Annotated in this window: 14 protein-coding genes and 1 pseudogene; 9 read left to right on the top strand and 6 right to left on the bottom strand. The window is 73.9% G+C overall.

From position 1 onward, the window contains the following. Positions 1 to 13 precede the first annotated feature (13 nt). Genes ABD644_RS12995 through ABD644_RS12985 form a run of 3 tightly spaced genes read left to right on the top strand, consistent with a single transcriptional unit; the run spans position 14 to position 1,499 of the window. Positions 14 to 496, top strand: coding sequence for a polyadenylate-specific 3'-exoribonuclease AS (locus ABD644_RS12995; RefSeq protein WP_344689328.1), 483 nt, complete (start codon positions 14 to 16; stop codon positions 494 to 496). Beyond that, positions 493 to 999 carry a GNAT family N-acetyltransferase gene (locus tag ABD644_RS12990; protein WP_344689327.1) on the top strand — a complete coding sequence of 169 codons (507 nt, stop codon included), beginning with the start codon at positions 493 to 495 and terminating at the stop codon, positions 997 to 999. The genes ABD644_RS12995 and ABD644_RS12990 overlap by 4 nt, the downstream gene beginning before the upstream one ends. Then, complete coding sequence (locus ABD644_RS12985) at positions 996 to 1,499, top strand: DinB family protein (protein WP_344689326.1); 504 nt, start codon at positions 996 to 998, stop codon at positions 1,497 to 1,499. The genes ABD644_RS12990 and ABD644_RS12985 overlap by 4 nt, the downstream gene beginning before the upstream one ends. On the opposite strand, the gene ABD644_RS12980 is transcribed toward ABD644_RS12985, so the two are convergent. Next, a complete protein-coding gene (locus tag ABD644_RS12980; RefSeq protein WP_344689325.1) occupies positions 1,496 to 2,368 on the bottom strand; it encodes an NAD(P)H-binding protein in 873 nt (290 codons plus the stop codon). The two genes, ABD644_RS12985 and ABD644_RS12980, sit on opposite strands and share 4 nt — an antisense overlap. Positions 2,369 to 2,455: 87 nt before the next feature. Here ABD644_RS12980 and ABD644_RS12975 point away from each other — a divergent pair, with 87 nt between their 5' ends. Genes ABD644_RS12975 through ABD644_RS12965 form a run of 3 tightly spaced genes read left to right on the top strand, consistent with a single transcriptional unit; the run spans position 2,456 to position 5,846 of the window. Next, positions 2,456 to 3,481, top strand: a complete 1,026-nt coding sequence (locus tag ABD644_RS12975; protein WP_344689324.1) for a 6-phosphofructokinase — start codon at positions 2,456 to 2,458, stop codon at positions 3,479 to 3,481. Between the two features lie 27 nt (positions 3,482 to 3,508). Further along, positions 3,509 to 4,846: a class II 3-deoxy-7-phosphoheptulonate synthase gene (locus tag ABD644_RS12970; protein ID WP_344689323.1), complete on the top strand. Its 1,338-nt coding sequence runs from the start codon at positions 3,509 to 3,511 to the stop codon at positions 4,844 to 4,846. Further along, a complete protein-coding gene (locus tag ABD644_RS12965) occupies positions 4,839 to 5,846 on the top strand; it encodes a threonine aldolase family protein (RefSeq protein ID WP_344689322.1) in 1,008 nt (335 codons plus the stop codon). The genes ABD644_RS12970 and ABD644_RS12965 overlap by 8 nt, the downstream gene beginning before the upstream one ends. A 72-nt stretch (positions 5,847 to 5,918) precedes the next feature. Here ABD644_RS12965 and ABD644_RS12960 read toward each other — a convergent pair whose 3' ends face one another. From ABD644_RS12960 to pknB, 3 genes are all read right to left on the bottom strand, one after another. Then, a complete protein-coding gene (locus tag ABD644_RS12960; RefSeq protein WP_344689321.1) occupies positions 5,919 to 6,632 on the bottom strand; it encodes an endonuclease domain-containing protein in 714 nt (237 codons plus the stop codon). 264 nt (positions 6,633 to 6,896) lie between these two features. Beyond that, positions 6,897 to 7,790, bottom strand: coding sequence for a deoxyribonuclease IV (locus tag ABD644_RS12955; protein WP_344689320.1), 894 nt, complete (start codon positions 7,788 to 7,790; stop codon positions 6,897 to 6,899). A gap of 11 nt (positions 7,791 to 7,801) precedes the next feature. Further along, positions 7,802 to 9,784 (bottom strand): Stk1 family PASTA domain-containing Ser/Thr kinase, encoded by a 1,983-nt coding sequence (gene pknB / locus ABD644_RS12950; protein ID WP_344689319.1) that lies wholly within the window; start codon positions 9,782 to 9,784, stop codon positions 7,802 to 7,804. Positions 9,785 to 10,097: 313 nt separating this feature from the next. On the opposite strand from pknB, the gene ABD644_RS12945 reads away from it, so the two are divergent. The 3 genes and pseudogenes from ABD644_RS12945 to ABD644_RS12935 form a co-directional block, all read left to right on the top strand. Then, on the top strand, positions 10,098 to 10,421 hold the full coding sequence (locus ABD644_RS12945) for an Rv2175c family DNA-binding protein (RefSeq protein ID WP_344689318.1): 324 nt from the start codon (positions 10,098 to 10,100) through the stop codon (positions 10,419 to 10,421). A gap of 18 nt (positions 10,422 to 10,439) precedes the next feature. Further along, positions 10,440 to 10,862 (top strand): lycopene cyclase domain-containing protein, encoded by a 423-nt coding sequence (locus ABD644_RS12940; protein WP_344689317.1) that lies wholly within the window; start codon positions 10,440 to 10,442, stop codon positions 10,860 to 10,862. Continuing rightward, positions 10,859 to 11,068: pseudogene (locus tag ABD644_RS12935) on the top strand (lycopene cyclase domain-containing protein); the annotation flags it as partial. The gene ABD644_RS12940 and the pseudogene ABD644_RS12935, both read left to right, overlap by 4 nt. Here the strand turns inward: ABD644_RS12935 and ABD644_RS12930 are convergent. Next, on the bottom strand, positions 11,065 to 12,000 hold the full coding sequence (locus ABD644_RS12930) for a phytoene/squalene synthase family protein (protein ID WP_344689316.1): 936 nt from the start codon (positions 11,998 to 12,000) through the stop codon (positions 11,065 to 11,067). The pseudogene ABD644_RS12935 and the gene ABD644_RS12930 overlap by 4 nt on opposite strands. Then, positions 11,997 to 13,484, bottom strand: a complete 1,488-nt coding sequence (crtI, locus tag ABD644_RS12925) for a phytoene desaturase family protein (RefSeq protein WP_344689315.1) — start codon at positions 13,482 to 13,484, stop codon at positions 11,997 to 11,999. Before crtI ends, ABD644_RS12930 begins: the two co-directional genes overlap by 4 nt.

The raw sequence follows: 13,484 nt of genomic DNA, 5'->3' as shown, positions 1-13,484 counted from the left end.
ATAGGTTGGCCGCGTGCGGCGCTTCTTCTACGACACCGAGTTCATCGAGGACGGCACCACGATCGACCTGGTCTCGATCGGCGTCGTCGACGAGACCGGCCGGGAGTTCTACGCCGTCAGCACCGAGTTCGACGAGCGCAAGGCGATCCCGTGGGTGCGCCGCAACGTGCTCGATCAGCTGCCCCCGCCGGCCGACCGGGCCTGGCGCAGCCGCGAGCGGATCCGCGAGGACCTGCTCGCCTTCCTGACCGGCCCGGGCGAGGAGATCGAACTGTGGGCGTGGTTCGGCGCCTACGACCACGTCGCGCTCTGCCAGCTGTGGGGCGCGATGCCGGCGCTGCCGCGGCCGATCCCGCGGTTCACCCGCGAGCTGCGGCAGCGGTGGGACGACCTCGGGCAGCCCGAGCTGCCGGCCAAGCCCACGGGCACCCACGACGCGCTCGTCGACGCGCGCTACAACCTCGCCCGCTGGCAGGCGATGGAGGCCGCCCGATGAGCGACCAGCGGCTGCTGCGCGTCGGATCGGTCGACGACCTCGACGCGGTCGTGGCGTTGATGGACGGCGCCGTCGCCTGGCTGGTGAGCCAGGGCCGCACCGGGCAGTGGGGCGACCAGCCCTGGTCGGCGTCGCCGGCACGGGTGGAGCGCCTCCGGGGGATGATCGAGGGCGGCGAGCTGCTCGTGCTCGACCAGGACGGGCGACCGGTCGCTGCGCTGGCCCACGGACCGCGGGCGCACGACTACGTGCCGCCGGCCGGCGAGCCCGAGGACTTCGTGCTGCTGCTGGTGAGCGACCCGGCGGCCCGCGGGGCCGGGCGGGCGCTGCTCGACGAGTCGTGGGCCCGGGCCCGGGCCGCCGGCCTGCGGCTGCAGCGGGTCGACTGCTACGCCGGGGACGACGGCAAGCTGGTGCGCTTCTACGAGTCGGCCGGCTTCACGCGGAGCGTGCCGTTCGACGTGAAGGGCTGGCCCGGCCAGGTCCTGGAGCGTCGGGCGTGACCGACGCGCGGACCGACGTCCCCAAGTCCGGGGGTGAGCGGGAGACGCTGCGCGCCTACCTCGACTTCCACCGGGAGACGCTGGCGCTGAAGTGCGCCGGCCTCTCCGACGACGACCTGCGGCGTCGGACGACGGCGTCCTCGCTGACCCTTCTCGGGCTGGTGCGGCACATGGCCGAGGTGGAGCGAGCCTGGTTCCGCCGGGTGCTCGACGGGCAGCGCGTGCCGCTGGTCTGGTCTCCCGACGGGGACTTCCAGGTCGCCTACGACGCAGCGGGCGCGGCGCCGGAGGAGGCGTTCGCGGCCTGGCAGGCCGAGATCGCGATCGCCCGTGACATCGAGGTCGCCGCGCCGTCCCTGGACGTGGTCGGCGTCGACCGGCGCTCGGGGGACGAGTACTCCCTGCGCCGGATCATGAACCACCTGATCCAGGAGTACGCGCGGCACAACGGCCACGCTGACCTGATCCGCGAGGGGATCAACGGCGCCACCGGGGTCTAGCGCAGATGCGCCCAGTCCTCCGGATGGGCGCGCAGGTGCTCGGCCACCGTCCGGGCCGGGTGGCCGGCCACCCGCTCGACGACGTCGGTCACGGAGGCGAGCTCGCCGGCAGCGATCGCCAGGTAGCTGGTCACCCAGCCCTCGATCTCCCAGTCGGGGTGCCCGGAGGGACGGCGGGTCGCCCAGGCCTCCTCGACCGTCTGCGGCCGGTACTCGGCCGGGATGCCGGTGACCTCGGCCAGCGTCGCGGCCGCCTCGGTCAGCGTCAGCGCCTCGGGGCCGGTGATGTCGAGGGTCGCGCCGTCCAGTTCGTCGTCGTCGCGCAGCAGGACGGCGGCGGCGACGTCGGCCAGGTCGTCACGGGAGACGAACCCGGTGCGGCCGTCACCGGCCGGCGCGGCGATCACCGCACCGTCGCCCTCGCGCACGGCGAAGAACGGCACGAAGTCGGCGTACATGCTGTGCCGCAGGAACGTGTGCCGGACGCCGGTGGACGCGATGGCCTGCTCGGTGGTGTGGTGCTGGCGCACCAGGGTGAAGACGGCGTCGGGCTTGGCCCCGACGAACGACGTGTAGACGATCCGGCGCACCCCGGCGTCCGCCGCCGCGCCGACGGCCGTGAGGTGCTGCTGCAGCCGGTCCTCGGCCTCGGCGGCCGACACGAGGTAGAGGGTGTCGACGCCGGCCAGCGCAGCCCGGAACCCGTGGGCGTCGGAGTAGCCGCCCGGGTTCTCGGCGATCTCCGCCCCGGGAAGGTGCGGTGCGCGCCCGGCCTCCCGGACGACGAGGCGCAGCGGGACCCCGGCGGCGGACAGCCGGGCGGCCACCCGGCCGCCGAGGGTGCCGGTGGCACCGGTGACGGCGATCATCGCGAACCCGTGTCGTGCGGCGTGACCTGCGGCATCATGACGCGGGACAACCCCGCACCGCCCCCGACCCTTCCCGGAGGACCCCTCATGCGCATCGGCATCCTGACCGGCGGCGGCGACTGCCCGGGTCTCAACGCCGTCATCCGGGCCGTCGTCCGGAAGGGGATCGGCGAGCACGGCGACGAGATCGTGGGTTTCCGCGACGGCTGGCGGGGCGTGCTCGACGCCGACACGGTGGAGATGGATCTGAAGGCCGTGCGCGGGATCCTGCCCCGCGGCGGCACGGTGCTCGGCACCTCGCGCACCAACCCGTACGGCGTCGAAGGCGGTCCGGACCGGGTCATGGCCAACCTGGAGCGCCTGGGCATCGACGCGCTGGTGCCGATCGGCGGGGAGGACACCCTCGGGGTGGCGACGAAGCTCGCCGAGGCCGGGGTCCGCGTCGTCGGCGTCCCGAAGACGATCGACAACGACCTGGACTCCACCGACTACACCTTCGGCTTCGACACCGCCGTCACCGTGGCGATGGAGGCGATCGACCGGCTGCACACCACGGGTGACAGCCACCACCGCACCCTCGTCGTCGAGGTGATGGGACGGCACGCGGGCTGGATCGCGCTGCACGCCGGGATGGCCGGTGGCGCGAACGTCATCCTCATCCCCGAGGTGCCCTTCGACGTCGACGCGGTGATCGCGCACGTGCAGCACCGGTTCGACTCGGGCTACTCGCCGATCGTCGTCGTCTCCGAGGGCGCGACCCCGAAGGAGGGGGACATGGTGCTCGCGACGGGGGAGAAGGACGCGTTCGGGCACGTGCGGCTCGGCGGCATCGGCACGGCCCTGGCATCGCTGGTCGAGGAGCGCACCGGGCGGGAGGCGCGGGCGGTCGTGCTCGGCCACGTCCAGCGCGGTGGCACGCCCACGCCGTTCGACCGGGTGCTCGCCACCCGGTTCGGCCTGGCCGCGATCGATGCCGTCCACGACGGGCAGTCGGGGGTGATGGTGGCGCTGCGCGGCACCGACATCGTGCGGGTGCCGCTGTCGGCGGCCACCGCCCAGCTCAAGCTGGTCCCGCCGGAGCGCTACGCCGAGGCCGAGGTCTTCTTCGGTTGATCCCGGGGCGCGCCGTACGCTCGTGACGTGACGCTCCCCGAACCCGCCGAGCTGGTCCCCGGTCTGGACCGGTGGCGGGAGCTGCCCGCCGCCCAGCAGCCGAAGTGGCCGGACGACGCCGCGCTGCGGGCGGTCCTCGGCACCCTGTCGACCGTGCCGCCGATCGTGGCGCCCGCCGAGATCGACGACCTGCGCAGCCGTCTGGCCGAGGTCGCCCAGGGCAAGGCGTTCCTGCTGCAGGGCGGGGACTGCGCGGAGACGTTCGACCTCAACACCGAGCCGCACCTGCAGAGCACGACGCGCACGCTGCTGCAGATGGCCGTCGTCCTCACCTACGGCGCCAGCGTGCCGGTGGTGAAGGTCGGCCGGGTGGCCGGCCAGTACGCGAAGCCCCGCTCCTCGGAGCTCGACGCGCTCGGCCTGCCCTCCTACCGGGGCGACATGGTCAACTCGCTCGAGCCGGTGCTGGAGAAGCGCATCCCCGACCCGAACCGGCTGGTGCGCGCCTACGCGAACTCGGCCGCGGCGATGAACATGATCCGGGCCTACGCCCGCGGCGGTCTCGCCGACCTGCACGCGGTCCACGACTGGAACAAGGACTTCGTCGCGAACTCGCCGGCCGGGGTCCGGTACGAGGTCATCGCCCGCGAGATCGACCGCGCCCTGGCCTTCATGCGTGCCTGCGGCGTCGACTCGAGCGCGCTGCACAGCGTCGACCTGTTCAACAGCCACGAGGCCCTGATCCTCGACTACGAGCGCGCGCTGCTCCGGGTGCACGAGGGCCGGGCCTACGCGGCCTCGGCGCACTTCGTGTGGGTGGGGGAGCGGACCCGCCAGATGGACGGCGCGCACATCGAGTTCGTCTCGAAGCTGGCCAACCCGATCGGCGTCAAGATCGGCCCGACGACGACGCCCGAGCAGGCCACCGAGCTCGTCGAGCGGCTCGACCCCGAGGGCCTGCCCGGCCGGCTGACCCTGATCAGCCGGATGGGCAACGGCAAGATCCGCGACGTCCTGCCCGGCATCGTCGAGAAGGTCACCGCCAGCGGCCACCAGGTCGTGTGGCAGTGCGACCCGATGCACGGCAACACCCACGAGTCGTCCACCGGGTACAAGACCCGCCACTTCGACCGCGTCGTCGACGAGGTGCTCGGCTTCTTCGACGTGCACCGCGCCCTGGGCACCTGGCCGGGCGGCATCCACGTGGAGCTCACCGGTGAGGACGTCACCGAGTGCCTCGGCGGCGCGATGGAGATCAGCGACGAGGACCTCAACAGCCGCTACGAGACGGCCTGCGACCCCCGGTTGAACACCGGGCAGTCGCTGGAGCTGGCGTTCCTCGTGGCGGAGATGCTGCGTGGGTAGCCCGACCGTCGACCTCCGCTCCGACACCGTCACCCGGCCGACGCCGGGCATGCGGCGCGCCATGGCGGAGGCCGAGGTGGGGGACGACGTCTACCGCGAGGACCCGACGATCACCGCCCTCGAGGAGCGGGTCGCCGAGTTGTTCGGTCACGAGGCGGGGCTGCTCGTGCCCTCCGGGACGATGGGCAACCAGATCGGCATGCGGCTGGTCTGCGAGCCCGGCCAGGAGGTGCTCTGCGACGCCGACGCGCACGTGGTCACCTACGAGATGGGCGCCGCCGCGGCGATCTTCGGCATCTCCACCCGCACGGTGGTCTCGTCGGGGGGCCGGCTGGACGCCGACCAGCTGATCGCGCAGGTGCGGCCGCGCGGCGACTGGCACTTGACGGCCACCGCGGCGATCGCCGTCGAGAACTCCCACAACCGCGGCGGCGGGCTCGTCCAGCCCCTCGGTGAGCTGCAGAAGCTGTGGGACTGGTCCCGGGAGGCCGGTGTCGCCGTCCACCTCGACGGCGCGCGCATCTGGAACGCCGCCGTCGCCGCGGGTCTGGAGCTGTCGACCTACGGCCGGCTCGCCGACACGGTGTCGGTCTGCCTGTCGAAGGGGCTGGGCGCGCCGGTCGGGTCGGTGCTGGTGTCGTCGTCCGAGCGGATCGCCGCCGCGCGGTTGTGGCGCAAGCGCCTCGGCGGCGGCATGCGCCAGGCCGGCGTGCTGGCGGCCGCGGGGATCTACGCGCTCGACCACCACTACGACCGGCTGGCCGAGGACCACGAGCACGCGCGGCTCCTGGCCGAGCGGCTTGGCGTCGACCCGGCGTCCGTCGAGACCAACATGGTCGTGCTGGACGACGTCGCCGCACCGGTCGTGGCCCAGGCCGCGAAGGCGCAGGGCGTGCTGGTCAGCCAGGTGAGCCCGCGCCGGATCCGCCTGGTGACGCACCTCGACGTCGACCGGGCCGGGGTGGACCGCGCCGCCGCCGTCCTCGCGAGCCTTCTGTAGCCCGCCCTTCCATGATCACCACGCAGTGGTGGTCGACGAGCCGTTCCCTTGGCAGCCACCAGTGCGCGGTGATCATGCCGCCAGCGCTGCCGCGATCCGCGCGACGAGCGCTATGGGGTCATGCATGTCCGCGGCGGTCACGAAGAGAACCCGCCAGCCCACGGCCAACAGGCGGTTCATGCGCGCCCGGTCCAGCCGGAGCTGAGCACGGCCGCCGTGCCACTCCCCGTCGTACTCGACGGCGAACTTCTGCTCGGGAAATCCGAAGTCGACCTGCGCGGCGAGACGTCGATCGTGACGCACTTCGTACTGGGCCACCGGCACCGGCAGTCCCGAGCGGAGCATGAGCAGCCGTAGCCGGGTCTCCGGCGGGCTCTGCGCCAATCCGTCGGCGAGCGCGGCGGCTCTCCTGGCCAGGGCGCTGCCACGACACCTCGGGAGCCGAGCGGCCGCGATGCGCACGTCGTCGAGGAATGCGGCGCGGTGGTACACGAGCTGGTCGAGGAGCACGACGGCGTCGTCGAGGACGCCGCGGCGGATCAGGTCGAGCGCCGTCCGGGTCCGATCGGTGTACCGCAGGGTTCCGTCCGTGACGACGTCGTCCGAGGTCAGCGCCTGGCGAACCATGACGCCGGGACCCGGGTTCCAGCGGAGGTGCGGCGGGAGGATGACCTCGACCACGTCGTCCGGGCCGGCGAGCGGACCGCGCGTACTCCACCACGACGCCGCGGTCAGACCGCCGAAGACCGCTTCGCGCGGTGCTGTGAGCCCGACCGCCCGGGCCATGACGGCGTGGGTCAGGGGAAGTCGCGCATCGCAGTAGACGTCGCGCCTCAGGCGTCGCCATCGTGATCCCCGCAGCTGTGCCCGGGTCAGTACTCCCCGCTGGAGAGCGTCACTGCCCAGGAACGGACCATCGAAGAGCGGCACGGGGAGTGAGGATCGCCGAAACCTGCCCTGTCCCGCTGACGCCGTCCACAACCATGATCAACACGCGGCTAGGGCTGCCAGAACGGCCGATCGACAGCCGTGACCGTGTGGTGATCTTGCTCAGGCGGCGGTGCGGTCCTCGGCGGGTGCCATCAGCGAGACCAGCAGGGCGATGTCGCGCTTGTGGCCGGCCGACGGGGAGCCGTCGAGCTCGGACGGCGTCTCCACGACCACGGGGACGCCGGACATCGACGGGTGGGCCAACAGCTCCGCGAACGGCGCCACCCCGATCGAGCCCTCGCCGATCGTGGTGTGCCGGTCCCGCTTGGAGCCGCACTCGTCGAGCGAGTCGTTGGCGTGCACCAGCCCGAGCCGGCCGGGACCGACGGTGGCCTCGAGCGCGTCGAGCGTCGCCGTCATCCCGCCGGGAGCCGCCAGGTCGTGCCCGGCGGCCCACGCGTGGCAGGTGTCGAAGCAGACGCCCACGAGGGGGTGGAAGTCCAGCGCCGCGAGGTAGGGGCCGAGGTCCTCGACGGTGGCGGCCAGCGACTTGCCGCCCCCGGCCGTGGGCTCGATCAGCAGCCGGGGCCCGTCGGCGGGGGCCGCGTCGAGCACCGGCAGCAGCCGCTCGCGGAGCTGGGCCAGCGCCGCCTCGTAGCGGTCCTCGCCGACGGCGGAACCGGCGTGCACCACGACGCCGGAGCAGCCGAGCTCGGCCCCGCGGGCGAGGTTGTGCGCGATCGAGGCGATCGACTGCTCGACGGTCGCCTCGGTGGGGGAGCCGACGTTGACCAGGAACGGCGTGTGGATGAACGACGGAATGCCGCGCTCGGCGCACCCGGCGGTGAACAGGGCGTCCTGCGCGGGGGTGCCGGCGGTCAGCTTCCAGCCGCGCGGGTTGCCCACGAACACCTGGACGGCGCGGGCCGCGACGGCGTCGGTGTAGGCGAGCCCACCCTTCGCGAGGCCACCCCTGGTCTGGACGTGCGCGCCGATGGGGGAGGAGTTCTGCACGGAGGATCGGCCTACCAGAAGCTCAGGAGGATCTTGACGGTCGTGCCCTGGTCGACGGTCTCGCCGGCCTTCGGGGTCTGGCCGACGACGCGGTCGCCGGTGATCCAGGAGGAGGTCTCCACCTTCAGCCCGGCGGCCTCGAGGATCCGCTTGGCCTCGGCCGAGCTCTTGCCGCCGACGTCGGGCACCTGCACCTGCGGCATCCCGGCCGAGACCTGGATGCTGACGGTGCTCGCGTAGGGGACCGGCCCGGCGGCGGGGTCTGGGGTCACGGCCATGACCTCGCCCTTGTCGACGGCGGCGCTGCGGCCGTCGTCGATCCGGGTGACGGTGAAGCCGAGCTGCTCGAGGTTCGCCGTGGCCGCCTCGGGGGTCTGGCCGATGACGTCGGGGATCGCGACCGGGGCGTGGCCCTGGCTGACGATCACGGTGACCAGGGCGTCGCGGGGCAGCTGGGTGCCCGCGGGCGGGTCGAACCCGATCACCAGGCCGGCGGCCACCTGGTCGTCGTACTGGTCGGCGGTGGTCACCTGCAACGGCAGCGTCTCCTGCAGCTGCTGGAGGACGGCGTCCGCCTCGAGGCCGGCCAGCTCCACCGGGACGACGAACCGCTCGGGTCCCTTCGAGACGACGATCTCGACGTCGGTGCCCCGGATCGCCTCGCCGTCGGCCGGGTCGGTGGAGATGACCACGCCCTCGGGCACGGTCTCGCTCCACGCCTCGGTGACGGGGTTGGGGTCCAGCCCCGCCGCCTGCAGCAGGTCGATCGCGGCCTCGCGGTCCTTGCCGACCAGGGAGGGGACGTCGGTCCAGCGGCCGGAGCCCAGCCACCAGCCGACGGCGCCGATCGTGATCGCGAGCAGCATCACGATCGCGAACGCGAGGCGGGCCCGGCGGCGGCGGACGTGCTGGGGCACTCCGGGCCGGGTCCGCTCGAGCGCGGGCTTGCGGCCGTTGACGTTCATCGTCGGGCCGGCGCCCATGGCCGGGAGCATGCTGGTGCGCCCGGCGCGGTCGGTGCGGTGCCCGAGGACGGCGGTGCCCGGGTCGCTCGGGTGGCGGGGTCGGGTGGGGCGGTTCGTGGGCCGCAGCGTGCCGGGGCCGGCCGTGCTGCGGCCGGTGGGCACCGGGACGATCTCGACGCCGAGGTCCTTGCGCACGTCGGACAGCTCGGCGAGGAAGGCGCCGGCGTCGAGCGGTCGGCCGGCCGGGTCGCGCCGCGTAGTGCGGGCGACCAGCTCGTCGACCTGCCACGGGATGCCCGGCACCTCCTCCGACGGCGCGGGGACGTCGTGGTGCACGTGCTGGTAGGCCACCGCGAGCGGGGTGTCGCCGCCGAAGGGCGGGTGCCCGGTCAGCATCTCGTAGAGCACGATCCCGGCGGCGTAGATGTCGGACCGGGCGTCGGCCCGCCCGCGTTCGAGCTGCTCGGGGGAGAGGTAGGCGACCGTGCCGATGAGCACGCCGCCGGTCTGGCTGGTCTGGCCGGTGCCCACGACGGCGCGCGCGAGGCCGAAGTCGGCCACCTTGACGACGCCGTCGACGCCGATCAGCACGTTCTCGGGCTTGATGTCGCGGTGCACGATGCCGGCCCGGTGCGCGGCGGTCAGGCCCGACAGCACGGGCTCGAGCACGGCGAACGCCTCGCCCACGGTGAGCCGGCCGCGGGCGGTGAGCAGGTCGCGCAGCGTGCGGCCGCGGACGAGCTCCATGACCAGGAAGACCAGCCCCTGGTCGCTGCCCTGGTCGCTGACCGAGACGACGTTGGGATGGCTGAGCATCGCGGCGGCGCGCGCCTCGCGGGTGAACCGGTCGACGAACGTCGGGTCGTGCACGAGGTGGTCGGCCATGACCTTGACGGCCACGGTGCGGTGCAGCCGCAGATCGGTGGCCGAGTACACCGTGGACATGCCGCCACGGGCGAGGCGTTCCTCGAGGCGATAGCGCCCCTCGAGGACGACCCCCACCACGGGGTCGCTCACCACGGTGTCCACCCGGTCGAGTGTAGGAGTGGGATCGCCGGGTTTCGGCCAACCACGCGGTTCAGGGGGCGGCCGGGACGGCTGGTGCACGTGGTCAGCGGGGGGTCCGGCCGCCGGGGCGGTGGCCGACGTCACCGACCCGGGCGCCCGCGCGGGGGCACCCGGCTGGGTCAGCGGGCCGGTGGCCCCTGGGCCCGGGGCACCGACCGCACGTCCGGCAGGCCGCACTCCCTCATGGTGTGCGCCGGGGCGCGCCCGCGGGAGGCGGGGGCGCGCGACACGCCGGTCGATCCGCCCCGGATCGCTCGCCATAGGCTTGTCCGTCATGGAGACGCTCACCCCGGCGGAGGTCGCCCAGCTCCTGGGCGTCTCGCCCAACCGGGTCCGCCAGCTGCTGCGCGACGGGAAGCTGATGGCCGTCCCCGGCAGCGGCAACGGGAAGATCCCCGCCGACTTCGTGCAGGACGGCGCCGTCCTCAAGCACCTGCCCGGCCTGCTGACGGTCCTGCACGACGGCGGGTTCAGCGACCAGGAGGCCTTCGACTGGCTGTTCCGCGAGGACGACTCGCTGCCCGGCACTCCCGTGCAGGCCCTCCGGGACAACCGCCACACCGAGGTCACCCGGCGCGCCCAGGCCATGGCCCTGTAATGGCGCTCTGACGGTCTCGTGGGGCACTGGACTTACGCCGCGCTGCTCGCCGGCTGCCTGGTGGTCACCGCGCCCCTCGAGCTGGTGCTGCGGGCCCGGGTCTATGCCCGCTGGCGGCGGTTCCTGCTGGCCGTGCTGCCGGAGTTCGTCGTCTTCGTCGCCTGGGTGCTCTACGCGATCGACCAGGGCCACTGGGACTACAGCGCGCAGCTGACCCTCGACGTCCGGCTGCCCGGCGGCATCCCGGTCGAGGAGGTCCTCTTCTTCGTCGTCGTCCCGTTGTGCTCGGTGCTGGCCTTCGAGGCGGTGCGCCGGGTGACCGGCTGGGACGCGGGCTATCCCGTCCCCGACGACAGCCCCGGGAGCATCGCAGCGAGGAACGAGCGAGGAGCGGACCGGGGCGCGGAGTCGGGTAGCGGCACCGAGGAGGCCGACGAATGAGCTACTCCGCCCTGGCGGTGACCGCCGTCGTCGTCGTCCTCGTGCTCGACGTGGCCGTCTACCGCACCCGCCTGGTCACCCGGGCGGTCTTCTGGGTCGCGTACGCGATCATCGTGTCGTTCCAGCTGCTCATGAACGGCGTGCTGACCGGCCTCGACGTCGTCACCTACGACGAGAACGCGATCTGGGGCCCGCGGATCGCCTACGCGCCGGTCGAGGACCTTCTCTTCGGCTTCGCGATGGTCACCCTCACCCTGGCCACCTGGGCGGCGGTCAACCGGCGGGCGAACACCGCGAGACGGCGCGGCTTGGACACCGACACCCGGCGGTCGAGCACCCGGTAGTCGGCCTTCTCGATCTCGTCGAGGATGCCGCCGTACAGGGCCGTGGCGGCGCGCACGCAGTCCCGCGACTCGGGCGCGAGCAGCGGCGTCCCCGGGGCGGCGTCGTCGTACCGGCGCCGGACGACGGCGACCATCTCCCGCATCAGGGCCTCGAACCGCGCGTCGTGCCGCTTCTCGGCCAGCTGTTCCCGCGTCACCCCGTGCGCGGCCATCAGGTCCTCGGGCAGGTAGACCCGGCCGCGGTCGACGTCCTCGCCGACATCGCGGAGGAAGTTCGTCAGCTGGAAGGCCTCGCCGAGCGCGATGGCGTGCGGCGCGGCCTCCTCGCGGCTCACGCCGCGCGCGGTGCCCAGCACCGGCAGCACCTGCAGGCCGATCACCGCGGCCGAGCCCCACATGTACCGGTCGAGGGCGGCGATGTCGGCGTACCCGGTGACGTCGAGGTCGCTGGCCATCGCGGCGAGGAAGTCGAGCAGGTGCTCGACCGGGATCGCGTAGCGCCGGTAGGTGTGCACCAGCGCCAGCCGCACGGGATCCGCAGACCAGCCCTCCTCGAGCTCGGCCAGCAGGGCGCGGGACCAGTCGGCGAGGTCGCCGGCCGGGTCGGCGCCGGGGTGGTCGACCAGGTCGTCGGCGGTGCGGGCCGCGGCGTAGAGCGCGTGCACGGCCGGACGGCGGTCGGCGGTCAGCAGCCGGGTGGCGAGGTGGTAGCTCTTGCCGTGGCGGGCGGCGATCGCCGCGCAGTGCCGGTAGGCGGCGTCCAGCTCGGCCTGCCGCCCCGCGACGGCCGTCACCGCGTGGCCCCGGTGATCCGCTCGGCGGCCAGGCGCCCGCTGATCAGCACCATCGGGACGCCGACGCCGGGCTGCACCGACGAGCCGGCCAGGACGACGTTCTCCGGGCCTCGGCGGGGGAGCGTGGGCGGCCGGAACGGCCCGGTCTGGCCGAACGTGTGGGCCAGCGCGAACGGGGTGCCGGCGGCCATGCCCTGCGCGGCCCAGTCGAGCGGGGTCGCCATCTCCTCCACCTCGATCGACCCGGTGAGCCCGGTCCAGCCGCGGTCCTCCAGGGTGCGGAGGATCTCGTCGCGGTAGCGCGGGCCCAGCGCCGTCCAGTCGATGTCGGGGTTGCCGCCGCTGCGCCGGTCCAGGTTCGGGGTGGGGGCCACGACGCTGAGCACGTGGCCGCCGGCCGGGGCCAGGGACCGGTCGGTCACCGACGGCATGCTCACCAGCAGGCTCGGGTCGGTCATGATCGCGCCGTCGCGGGTCAGCTCGGCGAACACCTGCTCCCACGCCGCGCCGAAGCTGATCGTGTGGTGCGCCTGGCCCGGCAGCTCGGCACGGACGCCGACGTGCAGGGCCACGCAGCTGGGGGAGTAGGTGGGCCGGCGCGGCGGCCGCAGACCCGGCACCAGCCGCCACGGCGCGTCGGTGGTGACGACGACGGCGTCCGCGGGCAGCCGGTCGCCGTCCGAGGTCCGGACGGCGACGGCCCGGCCGCCCCGCAGCTCGAGGTCGGCCTCCGCGCCGTACCGGAACTCCACCCCGGCATCCGCCGCGGCGGCGGCCAATGCGCGGGGCACGGCGCCGATGCCGCCGATCGGGTGCCACACGCCGGCGCCGATGTCGAGCTGGGCGATGACGGCGTAGGCCGCGATCGCGCGGAAGGGGGAGACCCCGGCGTACAGCGCCTGGAAGCTGAACAGCCGGCGCAGGCGGTCGTCGCCGAACGCGCGTCCGACGTGCCGGGACAGCCGGCCGAAGCCGCCGCGGCGGATCAGGGCCAGCAGCTCCGGGCCGAGCAGGTCCAGCGGCGAGTCCAGGTTGCGGTCGATGAAGGTCGACAGCTGCAGCCGGTAGAGCTCGGCCAGGTCGGCGAGGTAGCGGCGCAGGTTGTCCGCCTCGGCCGGGCCGGCCAGCCGCGCGACCTCGGCGGCGAAGGCCTCGCGGTCGGCGTGCACGTCCAGGTGCGACCCGTCGGCGAACTGCGCGCGGTACGTCGTCTCCAGGGGGACCAGGTCGAGGCGGTCGGCGAGCTTCTCGCCGACCGCGGCGAGCGTGTCCGCCACGATCTCGGGGGCGGTGAACACCGACGGGCCGGTGTCGAGGACGTACCCGTCGCGGCGGACCACCCCGGCTCGACCGCCGGGGCCGTCGCCGCGCTCGACGACGGTGACCTCCCGGCCGGCGCCGCGCAGCCGGAGCGCCGCCGCCAGGCCGGCCAGCCCGGCACCGACGACGACCACGCGGTCGGTGCGGCCGGGGACGGTGCGCAC

This window comes from Blastococcus jejuensis, from assembly GCF_039534705.1.
Lineage (GTDB): Bacteria > Actinomycetota > Actinomycetes > Mycobacteriales > Geodermatophilaceae > Blastococcus_B > Blastococcus_B jejuensis.
Note: the sequence above shows the minus strand (reverse complement) of the source record. Positions and strands in the feature narration are given on the sequence as shown.

Bases quoted from the DNA above. Each gene is read 5' to 3' on its own strand.
- ABD644_RS12990 (WP_344689327.1), top strand. From the start codon at position 493: ATGAGCGACCAGCGGCTGCTGCGCGTCGGATCGGTCGACGACCTCGAC.
- ABD644_RS12980 (WP_344689325.1), bottom strand. From the start codon at position 2,368: ATGATCGCCGTCACCGGTGCCACCGGCACCCTCGGCGGCCGGGTGGCC.
- ABD644_RS12945 (WP_344689318.1), top strand. From the start codon at position 10,098: ATGGAGACGCTCACCCCGGCGGAGGTCGCCCAGCTCCTGGGCGTCTCG.
- ABD644_RS12960 (WP_344689321.1), bottom strand. From the start codon at position 6,632: ATGGCCCGGGCGGTCGGGCTCACAGCACCGCGCGAAGCGGTCTTCGGC.
- ABD644_RS12975 (WP_344689324.1), top strand. From the start codon at position 2,456: ATGCGCATCGGCATCCTGACCGGCGGCGGCGACTGCCCGGGTCTCAAC.